23 protein-coding genes are annotated in these 26,992 nt (G+C 60.0%); 10 read left to right on the forward strand and 13 right to left on the reverse strand.

What is annotated here, in order from left to right:
- Positions 1 to 81 precede the first annotated feature (81 nt).
- Entirely contained in the window at positions 82 to 1,029 is a 948-nt protein-coding gene (locus AC5I5B_RS16850) for a lysylphosphatidylglycerol synthase domain-containing protein (protein WP_080866056.1), read from the forward strand.
- 3 nt (positions 1,030 to 1,032) lie between these two features.
- On the opposite strand, the gene AC5I5B_RS16855 is transcribed toward AC5I5B_RS16850, so the two are convergent.
- Positions 1,033 to 1,896: a 23S rRNA (adenine(2030)-N(6))-methyltransferase RlmJ gene (locus tag AC5I5B_RS16855; RefSeq protein ID WP_003502135.1), complete on the reverse strand. Its 864-nt coding sequence runs from the start codon at positions 1,894 to 1,896 to the stop codon at positions 1,033 to 1,035.
- A 41-nt stretch (positions 1,897 to 1,937) separates the two neighbouring features.
- Between AC5I5B_RS16855 and AC5I5B_RS16860 the strand changes: the two genes are divergently transcribed.
- Both AC5I5B_RS16860 and AC5I5B_RS16865 read left to right on the forward strand, forming a co-directional pair.
- Positions 1,938 to 4,160, forward strand: a complete 2,223-nt coding sequence (locus AC5I5B_RS16860; protein ID WP_162695515.1) for a molybdopterin-containing oxidoreductase family protein — start codon at positions 1,938 to 1,940, stop codon at positions 4,158 to 4,160.
- A 55-nt stretch (positions 4,161 to 4,215) separates the two neighbouring features.
- The gene (locus AC5I5B_RS16865; RefSeq protein ID WP_003502139.1) at positions 4,216 to 4,833 is read left to right on the forward strand and encodes an NUDIX domain-containing protein; all 618 of its coding nucleotides are present in this window, start codon (positions 4,216 to 4,218) and stop codon (positions 4,831 to 4,833) included.
- A gap of 57 nt (positions 4,834 to 4,890) precedes the next feature.
- Here AC5I5B_RS16865 and AC5I5B_RS16870 read toward each other — a convergent pair whose 3' ends face one another.
- The 4 genes from AC5I5B_RS16870 to AC5I5B_RS16885 form a co-directional block, all read right to left on the reverse strand.
- Positions 4,891 to 5,826 (reverse strand): omptin family outer membrane protease, encoded by a 936-nt coding sequence (locus AC5I5B_RS16870; protein ID WP_495752754.1) that lies wholly within the window; start codon positions 5,824 to 5,826, stop codon positions 4,891 to 4,893.
- Positions 5,827 to 5,957: 131 nt separating this feature from the next.
- Positions 5,958 to 6,632 carry a phosphoribosylglycinamide formyltransferase gene (gene purN, locus AC5I5B_RS16875; protein ID WP_020809928.1) on the reverse strand — a complete coding sequence of 225 codons (675 nt, stop codon included), beginning with the start codon at positions 6,630 to 6,632 and terminating at the stop codon, positions 5,958 to 5,960.
- On the reverse strand, positions 6,629 to 7,702 hold the full coding sequence (gene purM / locus AC5I5B_RS16880) for a phosphoribosylformylglycinamidine cyclo-ligase (protein WP_003502155.1): 1,074 nt from the start codon (positions 7,700 to 7,702) through the stop codon (positions 6,629 to 6,631). Before purM ends, purN begins: the two co-directional genes overlap by 4 nt.
- A 123-nt stretch (positions 7,703 to 7,825) precedes the next feature.
- Positions 7,826 to 8,620 (reverse strand): class I SAM-dependent DNA methyltransferase, encoded by a 795-nt coding sequence (locus AC5I5B_RS16885; RefSeq protein WP_111784513.1) that lies wholly within the window; start codon positions 8,618 to 8,620, stop codon positions 7,826 to 7,828.
- A 242-nt stretch (positions 8,621 to 8,862) separates the two neighbouring features.
- Between AC5I5B_RS16885 and AC5I5B_RS16890 the strand changes: the two genes are divergently transcribed.
- From AC5I5B_RS16890 to ppx, 4 genes are read left to right on the forward strand one after another with little or no spacing between them, the layout of a single operon-like run.
- Positions 8,863 to 10,020: an AI-2E family transporter gene (locus AC5I5B_RS16890; RefSeq protein ID WP_035212361.1), complete on the forward strand. Its 1,158-nt coding sequence runs from the start codon at positions 8,863 to 8,865 to the stop codon at positions 10,018 to 10,020.
- A 2-nt stretch (positions 10,021 to 10,022) separates the two neighbouring features.
- A complete protein-coding gene (hdaA, locus tag AC5I5B_RS16895; RefSeq protein ID WP_003502161.1) occupies positions 10,023 to 10,751 on the forward strand; it encodes a DnaA regulatory inactivator HdaA in 729 nt (242 codons plus the stop codon).
- A complete protein-coding gene (locus tag AC5I5B_RS16900) occupies positions 10,748 to 13,051 on the forward strand; it encodes an RNA degradosome polyphosphate kinase (RefSeq protein ID WP_371412705.1) in 2,304 nt (767 codons plus the stop codon). Before hdaA ends, AC5I5B_RS16900 begins: the two co-directional genes overlap by 4 nt.
- Positions 13,048 to 14,571, forward strand: a complete 1,524-nt coding sequence (gene ppx, locus AC5I5B_RS16905) for an exopolyphosphatase (RefSeq protein WP_003502164.1) — start codon at positions 13,048 to 13,050, stop codon at positions 14,569 to 14,571. Before AC5I5B_RS16900 ends, ppx begins: the two co-directional genes overlap by 4 nt.
- A 31-nt stretch (positions 14,572 to 14,602) precedes the next feature.
- Here the strand turns inward: ppx and AC5I5B_RS16910 are convergent, their stop codons facing one another.
- From AC5I5B_RS16910 to AC5I5B_RS16945, 8 genes are all read right to left on the reverse strand, one after another.
- Positions 14,603 to 15,235, reverse strand: coding sequence for a DapH/DapD/GlmU-related protein (locus AC5I5B_RS16910; RefSeq protein WP_111834283.1), 633 nt, complete (start codon positions 15,233 to 15,235; stop codon positions 14,603 to 14,605).
- 150 nt (positions 15,236 to 15,385) lie between these two features.
- On the reverse strand, positions 15,386 to 15,733 hold the full coding sequence (locus tag AC5I5B_RS16915; protein ID WP_111834284.1) for a hypothetical protein: 348 nt from the start codon (positions 15,731 to 15,733) through the stop codon (positions 15,386 to 15,388).
- A gap of 171 nt (positions 15,734 to 15,904) precedes the next feature.
- The gene (locus tag AC5I5B_RS16920) at positions 15,905 to 16,252 is read right to left on the reverse strand and encodes a YunG family protein (protein ID WP_003502169.1); all 348 of its coding nucleotides are present in this window, start codon (positions 16,250 to 16,252) and stop codon (positions 15,905 to 15,907) included.
- 138 nt (positions 16,253 to 16,390) lie between these two features.
- Positions 16,391 to 17,749, reverse strand: a complete 1,359-nt coding sequence (locus AC5I5B_RS16925; protein ID WP_080864281.1) for an esterase-like activity of phytase family protein — start codon at positions 17,747 to 17,749, stop codon at positions 16,391 to 16,393.
- A gap of 154 nt (positions 17,750 to 17,903) precedes the next feature.
- Positions 17,904 to 18,932: an adenylate/guanylate cyclase domain-containing protein gene (locus AC5I5B_RS16930; protein WP_111834285.1), complete on the reverse strand. Its 1,029-nt coding sequence runs from the start codon at positions 18,930 to 18,932 to the stop codon at positions 17,904 to 17,906.
- A gap of 184 nt (positions 18,933 to 19,116) precedes the next feature.
- The gene (locus tag AC5I5B_RS16935; RefSeq protein ID WP_162695516.1) at positions 19,117 to 19,722 is read right to left on the reverse strand and encodes a hypothetical protein; all 606 of its coding nucleotides are present in this window, start codon (positions 19,720 to 19,722) and stop codon (positions 19,117 to 19,119) included.
- Positions 19,723 to 19,803: 81 nt separating this feature from the next.
- Positions 19,804 to 20,964, reverse strand: a complete 1,161-nt coding sequence (gene rnd, locus AC5I5B_RS16940; protein ID WP_003502177.1) for a ribonuclease D — start codon at positions 20,962 to 20,964, stop codon at positions 19,804 to 19,806.
- Positions 20,965 to 21,046: 82 nt separating this feature from the next.
- Positions 21,047 to 22,318, reverse strand: coding sequence for an MFS transporter (locus AC5I5B_RS16945; RefSeq protein WP_020810429.1), 1,272 nt, complete (start codon positions 22,316 to 22,318; stop codon positions 21,047 to 21,049).
- A 181-nt stretch (positions 22,319 to 22,499) separates the two neighbouring features.
- Between AC5I5B_RS16945 and aspS the strand changes: the two genes are divergently transcribed.
- The 3 genes from aspS to AC5I5B_RS16960 all read left to right on the forward strand — a co-directional run bounded on the left by aspS (position 22,500) and on the right by AC5I5B_RS16960 (position 26,974).
- Positions 22,500 to 24,287, forward strand: coding sequence for an aspartate--tRNA ligase (aspS, locus tag AC5I5B_RS16950; RefSeq protein ID WP_111834286.1), 1,788 nt, complete (start codon positions 22,500 to 22,502; stop codon positions 24,285 to 24,287).
- Position 24,288: 1 nt separating this feature from the next.
- Positions 24,289 to 24,765 carry an FUSC family protein gene (locus AC5I5B_RS16955; RefSeq protein ID WP_003502188.1) on the forward strand — a complete coding sequence of 159 codons (477 nt, stop codon included), beginning with the start codon at positions 24,289 to 24,291 and terminating at the stop codon, positions 24,763 to 24,765.
- A gap of 103 nt (positions 24,766 to 24,868) precedes the next feature.
- Positions 24,869 to 26,974, forward strand: a complete 2,106-nt coding sequence (locus tag AC5I5B_RS16960) for a methyl-accepting chemotaxis protein (RefSeq protein ID WP_111834287.1) — start codon at positions 24,869 to 24,871, stop codon at positions 26,972 to 26,974.
- The last annotated feature ends 18 nt before the right edge of the window (positions 26,975 to 26,992 follow it).

Raw genomic sequence — 26,992 nt, forward strand, 5'->3', positions numbered from 1 at the left:
TTCGCCGCATAACGAATAGAGTCGAACGAATCTTCCGCAAAAGACGGAAACAGGGCTGGGGGTAATAGGCGGCATGACCGCATGAAATTCAAGAAATACATCTGGCCCGTCGTTGGTTTTGCGACGATCGGTTTTTCCGCCTGGTTGCTCTTTCACGAATTGCGTGGCCTGTCGCTCGATGATCTCTGGGACAGCCTGAAAGCCATTCGCGTGCGGGACTGGCTGTGTTCGGGTCTTGCGACCCTGCTGGCCTATGCCGCGCTTGCCGGTTACGACCGCATCGCCCTGCAGCATCTTGGCCGCAAGGTGAACTGGTTCTTCATCACGCTCACCTCTTTCACCACCTATGCGTTGTCCCACAATGTAGGGGCCTCGGTGTTTTCGGGAGCGGTGGTGCGATACAGGGCTTATACGTCCAAGGGACTGAGTGTCGCGGAAGTGGGCGTCCTCGTGGGGCTCTGCTCCTTCACCTTCCTCATCGGCACGATCATGCTCATCGGCATGGTGCTGCTTTACGAGCCCGACATCACCGAACGGTTTACCGGAATCCTGCCCGTCGAAGCCTCCACGACCACGGGCGTCCTGCTGCTCCTTGTTGTCGGGCTTTATGTTCTCGGCAGCCTGCTCAGGCTGAAGCCCCTGAAAATCGGCTCTTTCGTGCTGCCTTACCCCGCGCCGAAGCTTGTTGCGCAACAACTCGTCATCGGCCCAATCGAGCTGATCGGCGCGGCGGGCATCATCTATTTCGCGCTGCCGGAAGCCGGAAATCCCGGTTATATGGTTATTCTCGGCATATTTCTGGTTTCCTTCTCGGCGGCGCTCATCTCGCACGCGCCGGGCGGACTGGGGGTGCTGGAGCTGGTCTTCGTCACCGGCCTGCCGGATATGAACCCGGCGGATGTGATCGCGGCGCTGCTGGTCTTCCGGCTGTTCTATCTCATCATCCCCTTCATCATGGCGCTGTTCGTGATCCTGTTCTTCGAACGATCACAGCTTGCGGCGGCGCAGAAAAGGGAAGGGTTGAGATAGCCCTCAGCTTTCTTCCGGCTTTTCCTCGCCGCGCAGCCAGAACGCGCGCTGCGAGGCGAACCTGTCCTGCGCCAGCGTTGTCTTCAGGTAAGGCAGCAGCGTGTGCAACTCGTCCTTCAGCGTATAGGGCGGATTGACGATGATGAGGCCTGAGCCGCTCAGGCCATCCAGCCGGTCGCTTCTGACTGACAGTTCCGCGCACAGCATCTTCGGAATGTCGAAGGATTGCAGCCGCTCATGGAAGTCCTTGATCGGCGCGCCTTTCTTCAGGGGATACCACAGGCAATAGGTGCCGGTGGAAAAACGCCGATAGGCCTTGTTCAGGCCATCGGCCAGACGCTGATATTCATTCTCAAGCTCGAACGGCGGATCAACGAGGATGAGGCCGCGCTTTTCCTTCGGCGGCAGATGCGCGCCGAGCGACAGCCAGCCATCCAGCTCGGTGACGCGAACCTGATAATCGCCCTCGAAGAGCCGTGCCAGAGCGCGGCTGTCATCCGGGTGCAGTTCCATGGCCGAAAGCCGGTCCTGCGGGCGAAACAGCATGCGTGCGAGTTTCGGCGAACCGGGATAAAATTTCACGCCGCCTTCCGGGTTCAGTTCCTTCACGGCGTCAAGATAGGGCTCCAGCAATTCGGCAATGGGGGCGGGCAGATCACCCTCCATCAGCTTGCCGATGCCGGTCTGCCATTCGCCCGTCTTCTGCGCCTCTTCCGAGGTCAGGTCGTAAAGACCGATGCCGGCATGGGTGTCCAGCACCCGAAATGCCTTGTCCTTGTTCTGCAGGTAGCGCACGAGGCGGGCAAGAACGGCATGTTTGAGGACATCCGCGAAATTGCCGGCGTGATAGATGTGGCGGTAGTTCATGGATATGTCTCGCTTGCGGCTTATCGGGGTGAATGGTCAGGATGAATATTCTTGATGGACGTCACTTCGGCCTTTTTGCCGCATCGTTGATGCAATATACAAAAGACATGAACGTTGCGACCCCGATTTCCGCTGAAAAAGCCGCCCCGAAGCCCGAAGTCCGTATCGGACACACGGTCTGCCCGCATGACTGTCCGAGCGCCTGCGCGCTGGAGGTCGACATCAATGCCGATGGCCGGATCGGCCGCGTGCGCGGGGCCAACGCCAATACTTACACCGCCGGCGTGATCTGCGCCAAGGTGGCGCGTTATTCCGAGCGCATCTATCATCCCGGCCGATTGCTGACCCCGAAGCGCCGCAAGGGCGCGAAGGGCGCGGGCGACTGGCAGGAAATTTCCTGGGACGCGGCTCTGGACGAGGTGGCGGACGCTTTCGTCAAGGCTGAAGCGCGGTGTGGTGCCGAAGCCATCTGGCCCTATTTCTACGCCGGCACCATGGGGCAGGTGCAGCGCGATTCCATCGAGCGGCTGCGCCACGCCAAGAAATATTCCGGCTTCTTCGGATCGATCTGCACCAACATGGCCTGGACCGGCTACGTGATGGGCACCGGCGCACTGCGTGGCCCCGATCCGCGCGAGATCGCCAAGGCCGATGTCGTCGTCATCTGGGGTACCAACGCGGTCGCCACGCAGGTCAATGTCATGAGCCATGCGGTGAAAGCCCGCAAGGAGCGCGGCGCGAAGATCGTCGTGGTCGATATCTACGACAATCCGACCATGAAGCAGGCGGATATGCGCCTCGTTGTCCGCCCCGGCACGGACGCGGCGCTCGCCTGCGCCGTGATGCACATCGCCTTCCGCGACGGTTACGCCGATCGTGATTATATGGCGCGTTTCGCCGATGATCCGGCCGGGCTTGAGGCGCACCTGAAGACGAAGACGCCGCAATGGGCATCGGAAATCACCGGTCTTTCCGTCGACGAGATCGAGGATTTCGCCCGGCTGGTCGGCACCACGAAAAAGACCTTCTTCCGGCTTGGATATGGTTTTGCCCGCCAGCGCAACGGCGCTGTCGCCATGCATGCGGCCCTTTCCATCGCCACCGTCCTCGGCTCCTGGCAATATGAGGGCGGCGGCGCTTTCCACAATAATGGCGATATCTTCCGGCTCAACAAGTCGGAGTTGATGGGCAGTTCTTACGCCGACCCCGAGGTACGCCAGCTCGACCAGTCACAGATCGGCCGCGTGCTGACCGGAGACGCTGAAGCGCTGCGCCATGGCGGCCCGGTGACGGCGCTGCTGATCCAGAACACCAATCCCGTCAATGTCGCCCCCGAACAGCGGCTGGTGAAACAGGGTTTCCTGCGCGACGATCTCTTCGTCGCCGTGCATGAGCAATTCATGACCGAAACGGCGGAGGTGGCCGATATCGTGCTGCCTGCCACCATGTTCCTTGAACATGACGACATCTACCGCGCCGGCGGCCAGAACCACATTCTGCTTGGTCCGAAACTGGTGGAGCCGCCCGAAACGGTGCGCACCAACCTCTTCGTGATCGAAGAACTGGCGAAACGTCTCGGTGTCGACCATATGCCGGGCTTTGGCCTTTCGGCCCGTGATCATGTCGACCGTATGCTCAAAGTCAGCGGCTGGGGCGATTTCGACACGCTGGCGGAAGAAAAATGGATCGATGCGCAGCCCTCCTTCGAGGTGGCGCATTATCTCGAAGGTTTCGGTTACGGTGACGGCAAATTCCGTTTCAGCCCCGAATGGGCGACCGGACCGTCTCCGAACAAGCCGCCGAAAAACATCGGCGTCATGGGGCCGGTCTCGCAATTTCCGAAATTCCCGGATCAGGTCGACGTCATCGAAACCGTGGATGGCGATCATCCGTTCCGGCTGGCGACATCGCCGGCGCGGAATTTCCTGAACTCCACCTTCGCGGAAACGAAGACCTCCGTGCAGAAGGAAGGCCGCCCGGAATTGATGATCTGTCCCGAGGATGCCGCCACCAGCGGTATCGCCGATGGCGACGTCGTCCGCATCGGCAATGGCCGCGGTGAAGTGCGGCTCCACGCGAAAATCGTGGAGGGAGCAAGACCGGGTGTGCTGATTGCCGAAGGGCTGTGGCCCAACAAGGCGCATCTGGATGGCGAGGGCATCAATGTGCTGACCGGCGCCGATGCCGTTGCGCCTTATGGCGGCGCGGCATTCCACGACAACAAGGTGTGGCTCCGCCGCGAAGATGAGAGCCGCGAGGCTTGATATCGCGCCGCAACACGGGCAGGCTGAAATCCCACGACAGGCAAGGACATATCCGGTGACACAGACGCAGGCGAAAAACGTTCCGGCCGACACGGACGCGGGCAGAATCCGGCTGGTGGAAAAGGAAACGGTGTGGAAGGGCTTCGTGCATATGCAGAAGCTCGTTTTCGACCAGCGCATGCCTGATGGTAAAACGATCCGCATTGTCCGGGAAGTCCACGACCACGGCAGCGCGGCCGCCATTCTCCTTTACGACCCGAAGCGCGACAGCGTGGTGCTGGTTCGCCAGTTTCGCCCCGCCGCCTTCGTGAACGGCGATCCAAGCTTCATGGTCGAAGTGCCGGCAGGGCTTCTCGATGATGACGATGCGGCGCATGCCATCCGCCGTGAGGCAATGGAAGAATCCGGCTACGCGGTCGAAAAGGTCGATTACCTCTTCGATATGTATGCCAGCCCCGGCACGCTGACGGAAAAGGTCAGCCTCTTCGTCGCCCGCATCGATCTCGACGTACAGGCCGGCAGCGGCGGCGGGCTGGAGGACGAAGGCGAGGATCTGGAGGTTCTGACCTACGGACTGGACGAGGCCTTCGCGATGATCGCATCGGGTGAAATTACCGATTCCAAGACGATCATTCTCCTGCAATGGGCGATGTTAAATCGCGCCCGGCTTTGAGGGCGGGGTTATCCGAGCGTATCTGGTAAACTTGTCCTTCGGGTGAAGCCGTCAATACTAGAAGCGACCTTTGACGCCCATCCCCACGAAAATCGACTGCAAGTCACCGCCGCCGGCATTCTTTTCCGATGATAGGCCTCCGGCACCTGCGCCACTATAGTGGGTGTCTCCGCGTCCGAGACTGGTATAGTCATACGCGCCATCGAGATAGATCGAGGCATTCTCGGTCAGGTCATAGGCGACGCCCGCTTTCACCCCGAACATACCGGCAACGTCGAATTTGTCGGTGAAGCGCATATCGCGCAGCCAGTGATCGTCCGTCGCCTTGCCGTAGACCATGGCGCCACCTTCGAGGCCAACGTTGAGCGACCAGTTGCCGAACCTCTGGCCGCCCGTCAGGTTGCCGTAGAAGACAGGGATTTTCTGGCGATAGGTGATTCCCTTGAGGCCATCCTTGAATTTGCCCGAGAGATCACGGGGGGAGAAAACGCTGTAAACGGCGTTGCCGCCATAGGCCGACCATTGCACATCCGTATAACGAAAGCCGACGCCGGCGCTGAGATATTGCTGCGGATCGTCCAGCAACATGCGATTGAGTTCGAGGTTTCCCGAAAAATAATGGTCGAGCCGCGTGTCGTCATGCTGAGAACGGTGGCTCCAATTGTCCTTGGAGCTGTCTCTGGAAAAAGGCCAGACCCAGTCATAGTCGGTCATGTAGCCATCGCCTTCAAAGCCGACGCGGCCTTCCGCCTTGACGCGCCAGCCGGGCGCAAGTTCAAGCCCGAGCGAGCCGCGCAATGCCACGGCGTTTTTGGTTTCCCATTCGAGTTCGCTCAGCTTGCGGCCACCGATATGGACGGTTTCGGTCGCTCGAAGATTGAGAACGCCGGCATCCACCGAGGCCGTAATGCCGCTTTGCTCAGCCGCAACAGGCAGGCTGGCGCCCGCCAGCAGAACAACCGAAAGCGGCAGGGAAAATCTCGAAAATGGCATAATCGCTCCTGAATGGCCGGAGAGCCCGAAATAAGGGCCGTTGCGGGCATTAAAGGTGATTATGGTAAATGATCGGTTTATTTTTCCAAAAATACCATTTCAGGTATTTTTGTACTTTAGGAATAACTCTATCAGGAAGCGGAAATGAGGTTGGAATACTCGGCTTTACTTTCTCTTTCCGTGAAGACGGCCTTACCGTCTTCCATTCGTACCTTGCCTTCGGCAAGCCGCTTCAGGGTCAGCGGATAGAGCTGGTGCTCTACGGTCAGTATCCGTGCCGCGAGGGTGTCGGCCGTATCGCCGGAAATGACCGGCACCGCGCCCTGCGCGATGGTCGGGCCTTCATCCATGCCTTCGGTGACGAAATGCACGGTGCAGCCGGAAATCTTCATGCCGCTGTCGATGGCGCGCTGATGAGTGTGCAGGCCGGGGAAAAGCGGCAGCAGGGAAGGGTGGATATTGATGATGCGGCCTTCATAGGGGGCAATGAAATCCCCCGATATCAGTCGCATGTAACCGGCAAGGCAGATGATATCAGGCGCAATCTCGCCAAGTGCGGCCAGTATGGCGCCCTCATGCTCCGCCTTGCTGGGATAAGTCTTGCGTTCGAAAACGAGCGTCGGAATACCGAGATCCCGTGCCTTTTCCAGTCCGCCCGCAGATGCCTTGTCCGAAATCACGCAGACGATTTCCGCCGGAAAATCCACCGCCTGGCAGGCCTTGGCCAGCGACACCATGTTGGAGCCGCTGCCGGAAATGAAAACGACGACGCGTTTGCGGCCGGACGAGAAGGCGGCGCTCATCATAGGCCGAGAGTGCCCTTGTAGATCGTACCGTGTGCACCTTCTTCACGGGCGACCATGCGGCCGAGCGGGAAGACGGTTTCACCTTCCGCCGTCAGGGCGTCGGTGACCTTCTCGGCATTTTCAGCCGAAACGACCACAATCATGCCGACGCCGCAATTGAAGGTACGCAACATTTCCTTCGCTTCAACGCCGCCGGTTTTTGCGAGCCACGAGAAGACGGCCGGAACCTTGATCGCGTCGAGATCAATCTCGGCGGCGAGATGCTTGGGCAGAACGCGCGGAATGTTTTCGGGGAAACCGCCGCCGGTGATGTGCGCCAGCGCCTTCAGTGCGCCGGTCTCGCGGATCGCCTTCAAAAGCGGCTTCACATAGATGCGGGTCGGCGTCAGCAGCGCTTCGCCAAGCTTCTTGCCATCCGCGAAGGGGGCAGGGGCGTCCCAGCCAAGACCGGAAACCGATACGATCTTGCGTACCAGCGAAAAGCCGTTCGAATGAACACCGGAGGAAGAGAGCCCGAGAATGACGTCGCCTTCGGAAATATCGCCAGCGGGCAGAAGCTGTCCGCGTTCGGCAGCACCTACGGCAAAACCCGCGAGATCGTAGTCGCCATCGGAATACATGCCCGGCATTTCAGCGGTTTCTCCGCCGATCAGCGCGCAGCCGGATTCGCGGCAACCGGCGGCAATGCCGGAAACGATGGCGGCGCCCTGATCCGGGTCCAGCTTGCCGGTTGCGAAATAATCGAGGAAGAACAGCGGTTCTGCGCCCTGGACAACGAGATCGTTGACGCACATGGCGACGAGATCAATGCCGACGGTGTCGTGGTAGTCAGCGTCGATGGCGATCTTCAGCTTGGTGCCGACGCCGTCATTGGCGGCCACCAGAACCGGATCGGTGAAGCCTGCGGCCTTCAGATCGAACAGGCCGCCGAAGCCGCCGATTTCGCCATCCGCGCCGGGACGCCGCGTCGAACGCACCGCCGGTTTGATCTTTTCGACCATCAGGTTGCCGGCGTCGATATCCACACCTGCATCACTATAGGTAAGACCGTTCTTGCCCGACTGGCTCATGGCTCTCGTCTCCGCTGGTTCCTTTGGCGTCGCCATTCGCACGGGACGGGACCTGATGCAAGGGTTTGAGTGGCAAAAGCTCCGGTTTTTAACGGCTTTGGCGGGGCTTGCCGGATTGAGTGCTCACGATGGCTGCGGAGCGGCGCGACAGACGAGATTGAGCAGGCCGTCATTGGAGGTATCGGAATTTTCCTCTATCGGCCGACCGTTTTCGCCATAACGCGCGACGATCTCCAAGCCCGCCGCTTCCAGCTGCCGGGTCTGGGCGGCAAGGTCGATGAAATAAAACAGGCCGCTCCAGCGGTGCGCCTGATCCGCGAGAATTGCATATTCCGGCGTCCGCCTTGTCTGAGGTTGCAGACGCAGATAGTTGATCCAGCTTTGCGGATGCAGCGAATTCACCACCTCGCGCGGGTGCCAGGAACGCCGATGCAGCGGCATGCCGCCAGCCCGCTTCCATTGCCGGTTATGAAACGAAAAGATGAAGTAACCGCCCGGTGACAGAATGCTTCGGACGGCATTGATGATGGCAAGCCGGTCCTCATGGCCGAAGGCGCTTAAGATGGCGAGCGCGCCGAGCACGCAATCGAAACGCTCCGCGCCGAATTGGTCGATCGCCCGCACATCCATGTCCAGAAACGTGGCAGCGGGAAAATTGCGCCGCGCAAGCGCAAGCATGGGCTGCGAGCGGTCGATACCGATATATTCACCCACCAGCGGCAGAAGCGGCTTCGTCGTTCGGCCGGTGCCGACGCCGAGATCCAGCAGCCGCTTGCCCGCATAGGCATGGCGGAACTGATCGAGAATGATGCGTTCAGCGGGGTAAAGCTGCTGGTTGTCGTACCATTCGGCAACTTCGGGATTATCGAAGAGACCGGCATTATAGTCCGCGATGCCATTTTCACTGGTACTTTGCATCGTGCCTCCGGCCACCGGGCGTGAAGGGGCGACGCTGGCCCGCCCGGCAATATTTGATAGTTGTCTAATATTTTCCGCCGGTCAACCTGCCGTTGCGAGGGGTTGACCGGAAATGAGGGATTTTATCGCTGTGCGGGCAGTCTCCTTCTGCGGTCGCGCCAAAGCGCCGGTCTTGACCATGTGCACATGCCCATCCTATCTCCATCATGGGCAGTGACGGTACGGCGACAAAGGATGAACGGATGCAACCCCATGTGAGTGGTATGAACCTGCGTCGGCAGGTGTTTTTCTGGATCGGCGTGCTTGCCGTCTTTATCCTTTTCCTGATGGTCTTCAGCTCCATTCTCCTGCCTTTCGTGGCGGGCATGGCGCTTGCCTATTTTCTCGATCCGGTGGCCGACTGGCTGGAGCGGCGCGGTTTGAGCCGGTTGATGGCGACCGTCGTCATCCTCGTCTCCTTCGTGCTGATCTTCGCGCTGTCGCTCATCATCATCATTCCGCTGATTGCCGCTCAGGCCTCGGAATTCATCACGCGCATTCCGCAATATATTTCGTCGCTGCAGCAGCTGATCGCCGGCGCGGATACCAACCTCCTGCCGGATTGGGTGAGCAGCCAGATCAACTCGGTAAAGGAGAACTTTTCAAAGCTCCTGACAGAGGGCGCAGGCTTCATCGGCACGCTTTTGACGCAGATATGGAATTCCGGCAAATCGCTGGTCGATGTCATGTCGCTGCTGGTCGTCACGCCCGTCGTCGCCTTCTACCTTCTGCTTGACTGGGACCGGATGATCGACAAGGTCGACAGCTGGATACCGCGCGACTATGTCCATACCGTCCGCCAGATCGCCCGCGACATGGACAAGACCATTGCCGGTTTCGTGCGCGGGCAGGGGTCGCTCTGCATCATTCTCGGGGTTTATTACGCCGTCGGCCTGTCGCTGGTGGGCTTGAATTTCGGCCTGCTGATCGGCCTTTTTTCGGGTCTCATCAGCTTCGTTCCCTATATCGGATCCATGGTCGGCCTCATCCTCGCCGTCGGCGTCGCCATCGTGCAATTCTGGCCGGACTATATTTATGTCTTTCTGACGCTCGTCGTGTTCTTTTCCGGCCAGTTCATCGAAGGCAACATCCTGCAGCCGAAGCTTGTCGGCAAAAGCGTCGGCCTGCATCCGGTCTGGCTGATGTTCGCCCTCTTCGCTTTCGGTGCGCTTTTCGGTTTCGTCGGGCTTCTCGTGGCGGTGCCGGCTGCGGCGGCGGTCGGCGTGCTTGTCCGCTTCGCCTTGTCGCGGTATCTTGAAAGCGATCTTTACCATGGGCATGCCGCCAACCTTCCCTGGGACACAAATACTGCCCCGGAAGAAGGGGAAACATCCTCCGGCAAGGTTGACTCTCAGAGCTGACGATGACTGACCAAATCAAAACCGACAATGCCCGGTCGAAGGCCGAGCAGCTGCCGCTCGCATTCTCGCACCAGTCCGCTTCCGGCAGGGACGATCTCCTCGTCTCCGCCTCGCTTGCGGCTGCCGTCAGCCTCATCGATGAGTGGCCGAACTGGCGCTCGCCCGTCGTCGTGCTCGCCGGGCCGCCGGGCTCGGGAAAATCGCATCTCGCCAATATCTGGAAAAATATCAGCGACGCGCGAGACATTCACCCCGAAGCCGGCGCGGATGCCGCGCGCGCGGCCGAAACGGGACCGGTTCTTTTCGAAGATGCCGACCGGCGCGGTTTCGACGAGACCGAGCTCTTCCATGTCATCAACAGCGTGCGCCAGCATGGCACGACGCTTTTGATGACCAGCCGGCAATGGCCGGCGGCATGGCCGGTGACGCTGCCGGACCTGCGCTCTCGCCTGAAAGCCGTGACGGTGGTGGAAACCGGTGAACCGGACGAAGGGCTGCTCGCGCAGGTGCTGGTGAAACTCTTCGCCGACCGGCAGCTTTACATGGATGACAAACTCATAGGTTACATCGTCAATAGAATGGAGCGTTCGCTCGATACGGCGCAGACGATCGTGGACCGGATCGACCGGCTGGCGCTTGCGCGTGGAACGAGAATTACACGTCCGCTGGTAGCTGAGGTCCTCAATGCGATGGACAATGCGAGAGCGGATAGCGGACTGGACGTCGATTGACTGTCACAGTTCCGTCGTCAAACTGTTATACGGGCAAGAAGGACGATCGCGCGATGCAGCAGGATCACGGGACGGAAATAGGTCAGGGGATGGAACAGGGAATGGACGCTATCGCGCAGGACGACTTCAACAAGGTTCAGCCGGTGACTGAGGGCGAGAGCCTTTGGGACAGCCCGGCGCGTTTCATCAACCGCGAATTTTCCTGGCTCCAGTTCAATCGCCGCGTTCTCGAGGAAACGCTGAACACGGATCACCCGCTTCTGGAGCGTCTGCGTTTCCTTTCCATCTCGGCCGCCAATCTCGATGAATTCTTCATGGTCCGCGTCGCCGGTCTTGAAGGCCAGGTACGTCAGAAGATCACCGTCAAGACGCCCGACGGCAAGACGCCGGCCGAGCAGCTCGAAGATATTCTGAAGGAAATCGACAATCTGCAGATGGAGCAGCAGGCTTCGCTTGCCGTTCTGCAGCAATATCTCGCCAAGGAAGAAATCTTCATCGTGCGTCCGGCGGCACTTTCCGAAGCGGATCGGACCTGGCTGGGCACGGAATTCGAAGAGCGTATTTTCCCGGTGCTGACGCCGCTGTCCATCGACCCTGCGCATCCGTTCCCCTTCATTCCGAACCTCGGCTTCTCGATGGGCCTGCAACTCGACAGCGTCAACGGCCGCGAGCCGATGACGGCGTTGTTGCGTCTTCCGACCGCGCTCGACCGCTTCGTTCGTTTGCCTGATGAGAAAAACGCCATCCGCTACATCACGCTTGAAGATGTGGTCGGCCTGTTCATTCACCGGCTTTATCCGGGCTATACCGTCCGGGGATTCGGCACGTTCCGCATTATCCGTGACAGCGATATCGAGGTGGAGGAAGAGGCGGAAGATCTGGTCCGTTTCTTCGAAAGCGCGCTGAAGCGCCGCCGCCGTGGTTCGGTGATCCGTATCGAGACCGACAGCGAAATGCCGCAGTCGCTGCGCCAGTTCGTGGTGCATGAACTTGGCGTTCCGGATAATCGCGTCGCCGTTCTGCCTGGCCTTCTGGCACTCAACACCATTTCGGAAATTGTCCGCGCGCCGCGCGATGACCTGAAGTTCGAGCCTTACAACGCCCGTTTCCCCGAGCGCGTGCGCGAACATGCCGGCGATTGCCTTGCCGCGATCCGCGAAAAGGACATGGTGGTTCACCACCCCTATGAAAGCTTCGACGTGGTCGTGCAGTTCCTGCTGCAGGCCGCGCGCGATCCCGAAGTGCTCGCCATCAAGCAGACGCTTTACCGCACCTCCAATGACAGCCCGATCGTTCGCGCGCTGATCGATGCGGCGGAAGCCGGTAAATCCGTCACCGCGCTGGTGGAGTTGAAGGCGCGTTTCGACGAAGAGGCGAACATCCGCTGGGCGCGCGACCTGGAGCGCGCCGGCGTGCAGGTCGTCTTCGGCTTCATCGAACTCAAGACCCATGCCAAGATGTCGATGGTGGTGCGTCGCGAGGACGGCAAGCTCAGAACCTATTGCCACCTCGGCACCGGCAACTATCACCCGATCACGGCCAAGATTTACACCGACCTGTCCTTCTTCACCTGCAACCCGAAGATCGCCCACGACATGGCGAATATCTTCAACTTCATCACGGGTTACGGCGAGCCGGAAGAGGGCATGAAGCTGGCGATTTCGCCCTATACGCTGCGCGCACGTATCGTAAAGCACATCAATGAAGAGATCGAGCACGCCAAGCGCGGTGCGCCGGCGGCGATCTGGATGAAGATGAATTCGCTGGTCGACCCTGAAATCATCGATTCCCTTTACCGCGCAAGTGCTGCGGGCGTGGAGGTCGATCTCGTTGTACGCGGCATCTGCTGCCTGCGCCCGCAGGTGCCCGGCCTGTCGGATAATATCCGCGTCAAATCCATCGTCGGCCGCTTCCTCGAACACAGCCGCATCTTCTGCTTCGGCAATGGTTTCGGCCTGCCGTCGGACAAGGCGCTGGTCTATATCGGCTCGGCCGACATGATGCCGCGCAACCTTGATCGGCGCGTGGAAACGCTTGTCCCGCTCACCAATCCCACGGTGCACGAGCAGGTTCTTTCACAGATTATGCTGGGCAATCTCATTGACAACCAGCAGAGCTACGAGATACTTGCGGACGGAACGTCGAGGCGCATCGAGGTGCGTAAAGGCGAAGAACCGTTCAACGCGCAGCACTATTTCATGACCAATCCCAGCCTTTCCGGACGTGGTGAAGCCCTGAAATCCAGTGCGCCCAAATTGATTGCCGGGTTGATTTCGTCCCGCAAGAAACAGGCTGAATGACTCGATCAGAAGCACAGGGGCGGCTGACCGGCCTTGCCCCCGTTTCCGTCATAGATATTGGTTCGAACTCCGTTCGTCTTGTTGTATATGAAGGTCTTTCCCGCGCGCCCGCGGTGCTGTTCAACGAAAAGGTCCTGTGCGGCCTTGGCAAGGGACTGGCGCTGACGGGCCGCATGCATGAGGAAGGCGTCAGCCGGGCGCTGATGGCGCTCAGGCGTTTTCATGTACTTTCCGAGCAGGCGCAGGCGCAGAAGCTTTATGTGCTGGCGACGGCGGCGGCGCGTGAAGCGGAAAACGGCCCGGATTTCATCCGTGAGGCCGAAGCCATTCTCGGCTGCGAGATCGAGGTGCTCTCAGGCGAAAAGGAAGCGCTTTATTCCGCCTATGGCGTGATCAGCGGTTTCCATGATCCAGACGGCATCGCGGGTGACCTCGGTGGCGGTTCGCTCGAACTCATCGACATAAAGGGCAAGAGCTGCGGCCAGGGCATCACCCTGCCGCTCGGCGGCCTGCGGCTGTCGGAACAGTCGGATGGCTCGCTGGAAAAGGCGACGACCATCGCCAGAAAACATGTCAAATCCTTTGCGAAGCTGTTGGCGGCGGGCGAGGGACGCACCTTCTATGCAGTCGGCGGCACCTGGCGAAACATTGCCAAGCTGCACATGGAAATATCAGGCTATCCGCTGCACATGATGCAGGGTTATGAATTGCCGCTCGAGGAAATGCTGAATTTTCTCGAGGAGGTCATCGTCTCCCGGGACAGCAAGGACCCGGCCTGGCAGGCGGTTTCCAAGAACCGCCGTTCGCTTCTGCCGTTTGGCGCCATCGCCATGCGCGAAGTTCTGAAGGCGATGAAACCGGCAAAGATCGCCTTCTCTGCGCAGGGTGTGCGCGAAGGTTATCTCTATTCGCTGTTGACGGAAGCCGAGCGTGAATCCGATCCGCTGCTGGTCGCGGCTGATGAACTTGCCATTCTGCGCGCCCGCTCGCCGGAACATGCGCGCGAACTGGCGGACTGGAGCGGCCGCACCTTTCCGGTTTTCGGCGTCGACGAGACGGAAGAGGAAAGCCGTTACCGGCAGGCGGCCTGCCTTCTCGCCGATATCAGCTGGCGCGCCCATCCGGATTATCGTGGCCTGCAGGCGCTCAACATCATCGCCCATTCCTCCTTCGTGGCGATCACCCATCCCGGCCGCGCCTATATTGCGCTTGCCAATTATTATCGTTTCGAAGGTCTGAACGACAACGGCACTACCGAGCCGCTCGCGGCGATGGCAGGCGACCGGTTGCAGGAACTTGGCAAGCTGCTCGGCGGCCTGCTGCGCGTGGTTTACCTCTTCTCGGCCTCGATGCCCGGTGTCGTTGATCACCTGAAATTCCGCAAGTCCGACAATCCGGACCTCGATCTCGAATTCGTGGTGCCGCACGATTATTGCGATTTCGCCGGCGAGCGGCTGGACGGGCGTTTGCAGCAGCTGGCGAAGCTGACCGGCAAGCGGCTGGCATTCGTGTTCGAGTAAAGAACGGGAACGATCTGTTTTGCGGCGCAGGCTAGGACCAGCGCTCGCAAAAGGCTTCGATATCGTTCGACTGAAAGTCGGAAAGCCGCGCCATGATCGTTTCGAATGGCCAGTCCCACCAGGCGATGGACGTAAGCTTTTCCGCGATGGATCGCGAAAACCGCTCGCGGATGATTTTCTCGGGCACACCGCCGACAATGGTGTAGGGCGGCACATCCCTGGTGACGACGGCGCCGGCGGCAAGCACTGCACCGTCTCCGACTGTCACGCCCGGCAAGACGATAACCCCGTGACCAATCCAGACATCGTGACCGATAATGGCGCGGTCCTGCTTGCGCTGGTCGAAAAAGGCGTCATCGCGCACCGCATCGGCAGAGTAATATTCCGGGCAGTAGCTGAAACGATGCATGGATGGCCGGTCCATCGGATGGTTCGGCGCGCCTATCCGGACCTCCGCAGCGATGGCGCAGAATTTTCCGACGATCGCGTCACCGACCATGCAGCGGGGTCCAAGGTAGGAATAATTCCCGAGTTCGACATTGTGCAGGGATGTATCCGCCAGAATTTCGCAGCACTCGCCGACGTTTGAATCTCTTATGCTCGCCGTCGCATGGATGACGGTTTCCGCGATTTTCGGGCGCTTGATCTGTGTGGTCGAATCCATTCCAGCCTCCGGATTTGCGCCTACTTAACCGGGGATGATGAAAGGCCTGTGACGACGGCAAAAGCGGTTCAAGCGGGCCGGCCGCTCCCTCGCAAATACGCATCATGTGGTTTGCGTGGGAGAGCGAAATCCTGTCTTTACGGACGTATGTCACTCATTGGAGATATTGGCGGCGGGATCTCGTTTCTTCCAGTAGTGTTCGGTGATGTTTTGAGCGTTTCGAATGATGTGACCAGCGATGTCAGGGTCTCCACCCTTGAATGTTTCCGGGTCGGCACCGCATAACAGCAGGAAGAGCTGCTGATGAGCGACAGCGACAAAATAATCGCTGGGCGGTGGCTGCATGTCTGAATCGGTGGCCTGGAATGCCTCGGCGACCTCTTTGCTGGCGCGCTCAAGCGCTGCGTGAATGGTGGCCATCATTGCCGCTTCCTTGCGCTGCAATATGTCCTGAACCTGCCGCTCCGCCGGTGTCAGAACCGGGCAACTCTCGCTCATCGAATGTCTCTCCTGTCGGTGCAACCATTTCGCTGAGCGATATTATCGCATGGATTGTGTCCGCTTTACGGGAAAGATTGAAATGATGGTGCTGAAGCATGGCGCAATGATTGACCACATACCGGGTTCGCGGGCGAAACGGCAATGGGCTGGCACTGCTTTGCAAACGGCTCAGCCGTGCCCCAGTGCTTTCCGGATGCAGGCGCTGAGATAGGCATATTGCAGGGGCGTTATCGTCGCCATGGCTTCCGTGCGGCTGGCAAGTCTGTCCTGGTAACCGACAGGAATATCGAACTGGCTGAAGGTGAAATCCCAGCGGGTGCCTTCAAGGATATTGTAAAAATGGTCGGCGCCGCTGACGGCGGTTTTGGCAAGCTCGCCGCCGAAAATATCCTGCACCACCAGCGCGGTGACGCTGCCTTGTCCTCTGGCTGGGTTTTCGCGTGACCAGAGGCTGCTGGTCTCACCCGACCAGCTTTTCTTCAGGGCGTAATAAAGTCTCTCTGCGTGGTCCTGCATCAAACGTCTTCTTTTCCGCAAGCATGTTTCGGTTGGAATACGAGAATCGGAACGGAGCGCCATGCAGACCATCTGGTCTACCGGGCGCTCCGTCCGGATCATTTGCAGCTGCCAGGGCGATTGGCAGCGGCCGTGGTCTTACTTCGCGTCGAGCAGGTCCTTGACCTCAAGCAGGACGAACTCGTTGTCGTCAGCCTTGTCCAGAGCACGGCCGGCCGAGAAGGGCAGGTTGTTGTCGTTGCCGACGATGATATGCGTGGCATCGACGCGATCGACATTCTCGATAGTGACGAAAGGCATGTCGTAATAGCCATTGCCACCACCCTGACGCTTCTTGTTATCAGGATCGGAGATTTTCAGAAGATCGATATAACCGATCTTGCGCGCGGCCTTGCCGACATTGGCGTCATTGAATTCGATCTTGTAGATGCGCTTCACCTTGGAAGGCACGGCAAAGCAGTTTGCTTCCGGCTTCTTCGGGTCGGCGCAGGCCTTGTCGGCGGTGCCGGCGCCATTGTCACGCTCGATGACCAGCGCGGTGCTGTCATCCAGCATGTTGAAGTCACCGATGGCTTCGCCGCCCTGCGCCAGCGGATAGAGCCACGTGCGGCCGGTCCATTCCTTCTTGGCGGTATCGAGCTCGATGATGCGCAGTGCGGTCGCGCCGTCTTCGGTCTTCTCCACCTGGCCGTCAGCCATGTAAAGCGGGCCTTCCAGCAGGCCGTAGAGCTTGGAGCCGTCCTTGGAGAGCGCCATGCCTTCATAACCGCCCGAGCGCTTCAGGTTGAAGGCCGCCATCTTCTGCGTGGGGTTGCCGGGCAGGGCGAGAGTGGGGTGATCGGGAGACTTCACCTCGATGTCGCCGGCCTTGGTGGAGATCACGTCGGTCAGCTTGCCGTCACGGGTGAATTTCAGGATGTAAGGGCCGAATTCCTCGCCGACCCAGAAACCATCGGCGACGGGCTGAATGGATTCGACGTCGAAATCGGCGCCCGTCAGGTAGCGCTTGCTCGAGCCTTCGAGAACGATGGGGAAAGGCGCCTTCATGTCGGGATCGGAGAGGAACACGGTTTCAAGCGCGTTGACCTTGCCGGCGTCCCAGTCGAACTTCAGATGGTGAAGCATCAGCATGGCGTCGCTGGAATTGAGCTTGGAGCCAAAGCCATTGTCGGAAAGGCTCCAGAAGCTGCCGTCGGGCATGGCCTTGATGCCGGAAAAACCCTGCATCGGCTGGCCGTTGAACGGCATGGAAAGGCCGGTCAGGCGCACGCCATCCTTGCCGGGCACGGTGCCGAGACCTTCGGCGCGCTTGCGATCAGCGGTCGTGAACTTGGCGGAGGTCTTGAGATGTTCAGGCGCGTCAGCAGGTGCTGCGATGATGGTATTGGCCGGCAGGATGGCGTGGGAGACCAGCTTTGCCGGAAACTCCTGTTCCGCCGCATGCGACGCGGAGGCGAGCGCAAGAATGGCGCAGGATGCAAAAAGAATGTGCTTCATGATGGAGACCCCTCTCAATACCTGTTGAAGATAGGATTGAGGCGATAGGGTCGTCGCATGACAGGCAGGTGATTGCCGTTTGAAGCTTTGATGAATTTTGATGACGGCCGTAGCGGTAAATGGAACGGCGCGGCATTTTGCAGCCGTTTACCCCTTAAACCACAGGGGGCTGGTATTGGCTGAGTGTGCAGACGCCCAGCGTCTGGCCACGACCTTTCACGGCATGTTCGCCCAGATATTCGCTGCGAACGTCTTTCGGAAGCACCAGCTGATGAGCGAGGTCTGCCGATATGAGCACCGGATGACCGAGCATCTTGCTGAGCGATTCGAGACGCGATGTGGTGTTCACGGTATCGCCGAAATAGGTGATCTTGTGATGATCGACGCCGATTTCCGCCGTGATGACCGGCCCGCCATGGATGGCGAAGCGCAGGCGCGGCACTTCGCCGAAGCGGGAGAGCCACATGTCTCGGTTGCTTTCAACGGTCGCCTGAATATCGAATACGCAGCGCACGCAGGCCGCCCGCCTGATCGCCATGTGATAGGGCCAGGTGATGATGGCGGCGTCGCCAATATAATCGTCGATGACACCGCCGTGTTTTCTGACCGGCGCGGCATAACTTGCGAAAATTTCGCCGAGAAACTCCTGGGCTTTCAGGTCGCCATGGGTTTCGGCAAAGGAGGTGGAACCGACGAGATCGATGAAGATGAAGACGCGGTCTTCGCTGACGGGGCGACGATAGCGACCGAGAATGAGATCGATGAAGATATCGCGGCCGAGAAGTTCGCGTACGCGCATGATGAAGACGATGATGCCGCAGACGATGAGGGTAAAGATCAGCGTCTGCACTTCGGCGTGCACCGCCCGTTTCCAGGTGCCGGGAAATATCCCGCTCAACCACAGGATGGTGCCGCCAAGCCCGAATCCGCAAAAGACGAGGATGGCGTATATGATGAGACCGACGGCGATATAGGCGGGCGTGGGCAAAGCGCTGACCTGCCGCGACAGGCCGGGCATGATGTAACCGCGTTCAAAAGCAAGAATCGGTGCGCAGGCGAAGAGCGCATAGGTCGCGCCGATCAGCGCGCCGCCGCCATATTCCAGAAAGGCGTAGGCCACGCCGCTGCCGGCCACGGCAACGAACAGCACCACGTAATCCAGAATGGGCAGCAATTTTTTCATGTCGGTTCTTGATCTCGGGAAGGCGAGGCCCCGCGCTCCCTTCGGGCGAAGCTTCTGTTCAGGTCATATGCGACATTAGTGTGGAAAAAGCGCTGCAAAAAGTGAGCAATCGGTAAGGTTGCATGAAGGATTGGTAAGGCTGTTGCGCCGTTGCCGCAAAATCGGCACCGCCGCCGCTCTACGTCTAATAGGATGTTCTGTAATAGACGGTTTCAAGCGGGGATTGCGGCCGGTCGTCCGGCGAGCGGTTCGACCATTTGACGGGAAAGGCGGCAAAACGCAGCTTGTTACCGTCGATCCATGCCCGGTCGAACAGGGTTTCGCCCTTGCGGGCGAAGGCGATGGCGGCGCAGGTGCGGCCGTCGACATCGAAGGGAATGTTTTCCTTCCAGCCGCTCAAGCCGCAGCCCATGCCTTTCGGGTCGCGATTATAGTGGTCAACGACGTCGCCGTCATTCGGCGTCATGGTGATGGCGGTGACGGTATGGGCAAATAGCAGGCTGTCCTGATCTTTCAGGCCGCCATCCAGCGTGCCTTCATAACGCACCTGAACCGTGGGCTGCTGGCAGCCGCTGCGGGCATAGATCTGCGAGACCGCGTGCATGCGATTGTCGCGAATGGTGATGCGGGTGACGATGCCATGACGGTCGTTCTTGCCGATCTTAAGGCAGTCGGTCGTCCATTCGCCCTGAAGATCGACCTTCTCTTCGGCGGCCCGGGCGGGAAGAGAGGGAAGAATGCCGGCCGCGGTAAAAAGGGCGGCGAGCAGCAGAGTGTGGGCAGGTTTCATGGCAATACCCTCAAATCGCGCGACCATCGGTTAAGAGATGGGACGCGATGCGGGCAAAATTGGGGAGAAAGCAGCGGGCGATTACGCCTCGCTTGCCGCAACCTCCACCGCCTCGACCTTCTTGCCGGCGAAACGCAATGCCACTTCGCCATTGATGAGCTTCAAGGCCACATCACCGAAGAGTTCTCGCCGCCAGCCGGTCAGCGCCGCAACGGTCGCCTTCTCGCCTTCGGAGGCGATCTTGTCCAGATCGTCGCTATTAGCGATGACCTTGGCGGCGACGCCGTGCTTATCTGCGGTGAGCTTCAGGAGAACCTTGAGCAGCTCCACGGCAGCGCCGGAACCTTCCGGTGCATGGCTGTGGCGCGGCGCCTTCGGCATTTCCTCTTTCGGAAGCGCCAGCGCTGCATTCACTGTCTCGATGATGGCGGTGCCGGAGGCGGATCGTTCCCAGCCCTTGGGGATGGTGCGCAGACGCGACAGCGCCTCGGCATCCTTCGGCTGCTGCTGGGCGATTTCGAAGATTGCATCGTCTTTCAGGACGCGCGAACGCGGCACGTTGCGCGAACGCGCTTCACGCTCGCGCCAGGCGGCGACGAATTTGAGGATGGCGAGTTCCGTTGGCTTGCGCAGGCGCGATTTCAACCGCAGCCATGCATCGTCGGGATGCATGTCATAGGTGTCGCGCGATTCCAGGATGTCCATCTCTTCGGTCAGCCACAGCGAGCGACCTTCGCGCTCCAGCTGCGCCTTCAGCGCCAGATAGACATCGCGCAGATGGGTCACGTCGGCGAGCGCGTAGTCCAGCTGCTTTTCGGTCAGCGGGCGGCGGCTCCAGTCGGTGAAACGCGAGGATTTGTCGATCTGCACATTCTTGATCTTCTGAACCAGCTGGTCGTAGGAGATCGAATCGCCGAAACCGCAGACCATGGCGGCGACCTGCGTATCGAAGATCGGATGGGGAATAAGCCCGCCCAGATGGTAGATGATTTCGATATCCTGCCGCGCGGCGTGGAAAACCTTCACGACATCAGGATTGGCCATCAGCTCGAACAGCGGGGTGAGATCGATACCTTTTGCGAGCGGATCGACCAGCACCTCAAGCGTCGGGCTTGCCATCTGCACGAGGCAGAGTTCCGGCCAGAAGGTGGTTTCGCGCAGAAACTCGGTGTCGATAGTAATGAATTCCGATTTCGCCAGTTCCGTGCAGGCTTCGGCGAGGGCGGCAGTCGTTTCAATCATTGCAAATGGCCACTCGTGAAAATTATCCGTCTTACTTTCCCTTTGCCGGGCGCATGTCAATACAAAGCCCGCTTTTGAAGGCTCAAGGATCGTTTTTCTCGGGCGGATTTGGCTCCGGCCCATCGTTTTTGGGCGGCGGGGGCGCGGCGAGCTTCTGAAAATAGGCCGAGGTGCGCAAAAGCGAGCGGAACCGCCAGTTCCTCTCCTCAACCGGAACGCCCTCGCGCACCTGCAGCCGGTAGATGGTGTAGGCGATGAAAACGATCTGGATCGCGGCCGTATAGCTGAACAACGCCTTCGGCCCGAACTGGTCGATCAGCACGGAAGCGAGCAGCGGCCCGACGGTTGCGCCGACCGACCAGAAGAACAAAAGCCCGGCGGAAACCATCGCATGTTCGCCCTCTTTCGCATGGTCGTTGCCGTGCGCGGAGCTGAGGGAATAGAGCGGCAGCGCAAAGGCGCCGAAGATGAAGACGCCGATGATGTTGCTCCATTCGTCCGTGCCGGCGAAGAAGGCGAGGAACAGGCCGACGATAACAGAACCAGCGGTAGTGGCGAGAATGATGATGCGGCGATCATAACGGTCGGAATAGACGCCGAGCGGATATTGCAGCACCACGCCGCCGATGATGCCCGCACTCATGAAGGTGGCGATGGCGGTAACGGACAAGCCGATCTGTTCGGCATAGATCGGGCCGATATTACGGAACGCCGCCATGCTGAGGCCGACGGCCACGCAGCCGACGACGGCGAGCGGCGAGATACGCCAGACGGCGAAAAGATTGAAGGGAATCTGTTTCGGCGGCGCGGGATTGGATTTGTCGGCAATCGAGATCGGCACCAGCGACAGGGTGAGCGCCATGGCGATCAGTGAGAATACGATGGGCCCGTCGATGCCGGCGACGGGAATGATATATTGGGCGAGCGTCACGGAGCCGAGATCAACGAAACGATAGATGGAGAGCGTGCGGGCGCGATTGGAATTCGTCACCTGCGCGTTGATCCAGCTTTCGATGGCGGCGAAAAGACAGGCGACCGCGATGCCGATCACAAAACGCATCGCCAGCCAGAAGAGCGGATGGGTGATGAGCGGCATGGCGATCGAGGCGGCTGATGCAACGGCCGCCATGGTGGCGAAAGTGCGGATGTGGCCGATCTTGCGCAGCAGGCGCGTCACCGAAATGCAGCCAAGCGCGAAACCGAGGCTGTAGGCCGCGCTGATGAGGCCGATGGTGCTGGCCGAGAACCCTTCGGAGAGGCCGCGCAGCGCGATATAGGTTCCCTGCAGGCCGTTGCCGCCGATCAGAATGCCGGCGGTGACGAGAAGCGGGATGAGAGGTCTGATCTGGCTCATTGCGGGCCGACTCGGTTTGGCGGGCTGGATTGAACCCTATCTAAAGCGAAGGCGGGGGAAAGGACAGGCGCAAGGCGACAATCTTGTGCTTTGCCTTGACAAATCAGGCTGACCATGCGCTTTTCCGGCAAATTTCGACAGTGCCGCCCATCTGGCCCACGACACGTTCCAGGATATAAAAATGCATCGTTACCGCAGCCACACCTGTGCCGCTCTCCGCAAGTCCGACGTCGGCGAAACCGTTCGCCTTTCCGGTTGGGTTCACCGCGTGCGAGATCATGGCGGCGTTCTCTTCATCGACCTTCGCGACCATTACGGCATCACCCAGGTGGTGGCCGATCCTGATAGCCCGGCCTTCAAGGTCGCCGAGACCGTACGCGGCGAATGGGTCATCTGCATCGACGGCCTCGTCAAGGCGCGCTCGGAAGACACCGTCAACAAGGGCATGGCGACCGGCGAGATCGAGCTTTACGCGCAGGAGATCGAGGTTCTTGGTGTTGCCAAGGAACTGCCGCTGCCGGTCTTCGGTGAGCCGGAATATCCGGAAGACGTTCGCCTGAAGTACCGCTTCCTCGACCTGCGCCGCGAAACCCTGCACAGGAACATCGTCAAGCGCACGCAGATCATCTCCGCTATGCGTACCGGCATGGGCGATATGGGCTTTGCCGAATATACGACGCCGATCCTTACCGCATCCTCGCCGGAAGGCGCGCGCGATTTCCTCGTTCCCTCGCGCATCCACGAAGGCAAGTTCTTCGCGCTGCCGCAGGCGCCGCAGCAGTACAAGCAGCTTCTGATGGTGGCCGGTTTCGACCGCTACTTCCAGATCGCGCCGTGCTTCCGCGATGAAGACCCGCGTGCCGACCGTCTCCCGGGCGAATTCTACCAGCTCGACGTCGAAATGAGCTTCGTGACCCAGGAAGATGTCTGGACCACGATGGAACCGATGATGACGGCCGTGTTCGAGAAGTTTGCCGAAGGCAAGCCTGTCACCAAGCAGTGGCCGCGCATTCCCTATGACGAGGCGATCCGCAAATACGGTTCCGACAAGCCCGACCTGCGCAACCCGATCGTCATGGAAGCTGTGACCGAACATTTCGACGGTTCGGGCTTCAAGGTCTTCGCCAACATGATCGCCTCCAACCCCAAGGTTCAGGTCTGGGCGATCCCGGCCAAAACCGGTGGTTCGCGCGCTTTCTGCGATCGCATGAACGCCTGGGCGCAGAGCCAGGGCCAGCCTGGCCTCGGCTACATCTTCTGGAAGGAAGAAGACGGCAAGATTGCCGGCTCCGGCCCGCTTGCGAAGAACATTGGCGAGGAACGCACCGAGGCGCTGCGTCAGCAGCTCGGCCTTGAGGCGGGCGACGCCTGCTTCTTCGTTGCCGGTGATCCCGCGAAGTTCTACAAGTTCGCCGGCGAGGCGCGCACTCGCGCTGCCGACGAGCTGAACCTCATCGACCGCGACCGTTTTGAAATGTGCTGGATCGTCGATTTCCCCTTCTTCGAATATAACGAGGAAGAAAAGAAGATCGACTTTGCTCACAACCCCTTCTCCATGCCGCAGGGTGGCATGGAAGCGCTGGAGGGCCAGGATCCGCTCTCCATCAAGGCATTCCAGTATGACGCGGTCTGCAACGGCTTCGAAATCGCCTCCGGCTCGATCCGTAACCAGTCGCCCGAGCTGATGGTCAAGGCTTTCGAAAAGGTTGGCCTGTCGCAGAGCGACGTGGAAGAGCGCTTCGGCGGTCTCTACCGCGCCTTCCAGTACGGTGCGCCTCCGCATGGCGGTTGCGCCTTCGGCATCGACCGTGTGGTCATGCTTCTGGTTGGTGCGAAGAACCTGCGCGAAATCACGCTGTTCCCAATGAACCAGCAGGCGCAGGACCTGCTGATGAACGCGCCGTCGCCGGCAACGCCGACGCAGCTTCGCGAACTGGCGCTGCGCGTCGTTCCGTCCAAGAAGGACTGATATGTTGAAGACGCTGCTCGACCGGGTTCGTGCAGCCTTCACCCGTGCATTGGCGGCCGCGCTTGCGGCCGCTTTTGCGTTCTGGGTCGCTCATCGCTGGCTCGGGCACCCACAGCCCGTCTTTGCCGCAATAAGCGCGCTGATCTGCCTGTCCCCCGGCATTCCAAGCCATGTCCGTCAGGGGCTTGGGCTGATGGTCGGCGTCACCATCGGCATCCTCGTCGGGGAGGTCGCTCTTCTCGTCCCGCATGACTTCGCCGAAATCCGGCTCGCCTCGGCGACCTTCATCGCCATGATCCTCGCCACCATGTTCGGCCTGCCGGCGGTGGTGCCGATACAGGCCGGGGCTTCGGCCATGCTCGTTCTTTTGATGGGACCGCAGGTTGCCGGTTTTGTCCGTTTTGTCGATGTGATCGTGGGCGTGGCGACGGGTGTGGTCGTTGCGCTGGTCTTCTTTCGCGAGCGGCTGAAGCTCTAGCGATCTTGTCATAAAACCTTAATTAAACTGACAAATCCGGTAGAGGAGTTCTTAAGCCTTCTCGATCATTCATCCCATCGTGAAATCTGCAAACGAGGGTTGAATGTTTTCGCTGGTCTCGACGTTCAAAATTGCGCATCGCGTATCCATGCTGGCCCTGGCTGCTCTGTGCGGGATCGCCGTCATCGCGGGCATGCTGCTCTGGCAAGGACACATGGAGGCGCGTTATCGCGTCGCTGAAGAGACGCTGATCGAGCGAGACGGAGTGCTGGCGGCGCTGGAGGACGGTTTGCATGAAAGCCGTGTTCACCAGAGAGACTTCCTGCTGACCCGCGATATGAAATCCGTCGGGCAGTTTGACCAGACGATGGACCAGATCCGGCAGTCATTGAGCCATCTCGAAGGCAGCGCGACATCGCAGGCCCGTACGCGGCTCGAAGCGCTCGCTGAGGGCGCGGTGGTCTATTCCGATAGCATGAAGGCCCTTGTCGCCAAGAACAGGGAACTGGGCCTAACCCCCGCGGAAGGTCTCGAAGGCGCCATGCGCAATGGCGTGCATTCCATCGAGAAACTCGTCGACGTCGTCGCCAATGCCGAAATCCGCGCCAGCATGCTGATGATGCGACGGCACGAGAAGGATTTCATCCTGCGGCGCGAAGCGGCCTATGTGACGAAACATGCGGCGGAAGTGGAAACCTTCAAGGCGCTGGTGAAGCTGGAATACCGGCCAGGCGCTGAGCGTCAGCGCATCATGGATGCACTGGAAATATATACCGCCTCGTTCCGCTTTTACGCCGCCGCCGTGCTGGAGGAGGAGAAGGCGCGCGAAACTGTCGCCTCCGCCTATAGTGCCCTGTTGCCTGTCGTCGCCGAAATCTCCACCAATTACCGGCAGGAGCGGGACGCAAGCGCTCTCGCGAACAGCGCTGCGGCGGAAAGAACGGTTTCGATCGTCGTCGCTCTTATCGCCCTGACCGTGGTAAGTCTTTTTGCCGGGGTCTACCTCATCGGCCGCTCGATCACCCGCCCGGCGACCGCGATCACGGGGGCTATGCGTCGTCTGGCCGACGGTGAAACCGAATTTGCCGTTCCCGGTCTCCAGCGTGGAGATGAGTTCGGCGCCATGGCGCATGCGCTGGAAATCTTCCGACAGGCCGCCATCGCAAAGATCGAACTGGAGGCGCAGGCGCACGCAGCCCGGCAACAGGCCGAAGCCGAAAAGGTGCGGTTCCAGCTTGAGGCGGAATCCGAAGCGCAGGCGCGGCTGATGCAGGCGACCACGGGGCTTGCGGCGGCGCTTCGCCGCCTCGCAGGCGGCGATCTCTCTTTCGAGCTGAACGAGCCTTTTGCCCCGGATTTCGAGGCGCTGCGCCATGATCTCAACCAGACGATCCGCCAGCTCGATGCCGCCATGTCCGGCGTCGTGCAGTCGAGCGTGGCCATCGACGGCGGCAGCCAGGAAATCAGTCAGAGCGCTGCCGATCTTGCCCGCCGTACCGAGCAGCAGGCGGCCTCACTGGAGGAAACCGCTGCCGCGCTGGATGAATTGACGGCGAATATCCGCATCTCGGCGGAGCGCGCCGTGGAAGCCCGCGCAGTCGCCCATTCGGCCGACAAGGATGCCAACCGCACGGCCAATCTCGTCGTTGACACAGTAAGCGCGATGGAAAAGATCGAGCAATCCTCCGGCAAGATCGGCAATATCATTGGCGTTATCGACGAGATCGCCTTCCAGACCAACCTTCTTGCCCTCAATGCCGGGGTGGAGGCTGCGCGCGCGGGTGAGGCGGGACGCGGTTTCGCCGTCGTTGCGCAGGAGGTGAGGGAACTCGCACAGCGCTCGGCAAGGGCCGCTGCCGAAATCAAGGCGCTTATCCAGACCTCCGGTACAGAGGTGAAGGAGGGCGCGCGCTTCGTGCGGGAAACGGGTGCTGCCCTGTCGCGCATCGGCGGCTCGGTGAAGACGATCAACGGCCATATCGAAGCCATTGCCGCTGCCACGCACGAGCAGTCACTGGGCCTTGCCGAAATCAACACCGCCGTCAACCATCTGGATCAGGGCACACAGCAGAACGCCGCCATGGTCGAGGAAAACAATGCCGCGAGCGCCATGCTGGCGGGCGAGACCGCGCGTCTCAAGGAACTGGTTCATCAGTTCCGGCTGAGCGACGTGGAGGCGAGGGGCTATGGCGGGCGCGAAGCGGCCTGAGACGCGACAGCAGTCATC

The organism is Agrobacterium sp., assembly GCF_059499945.1.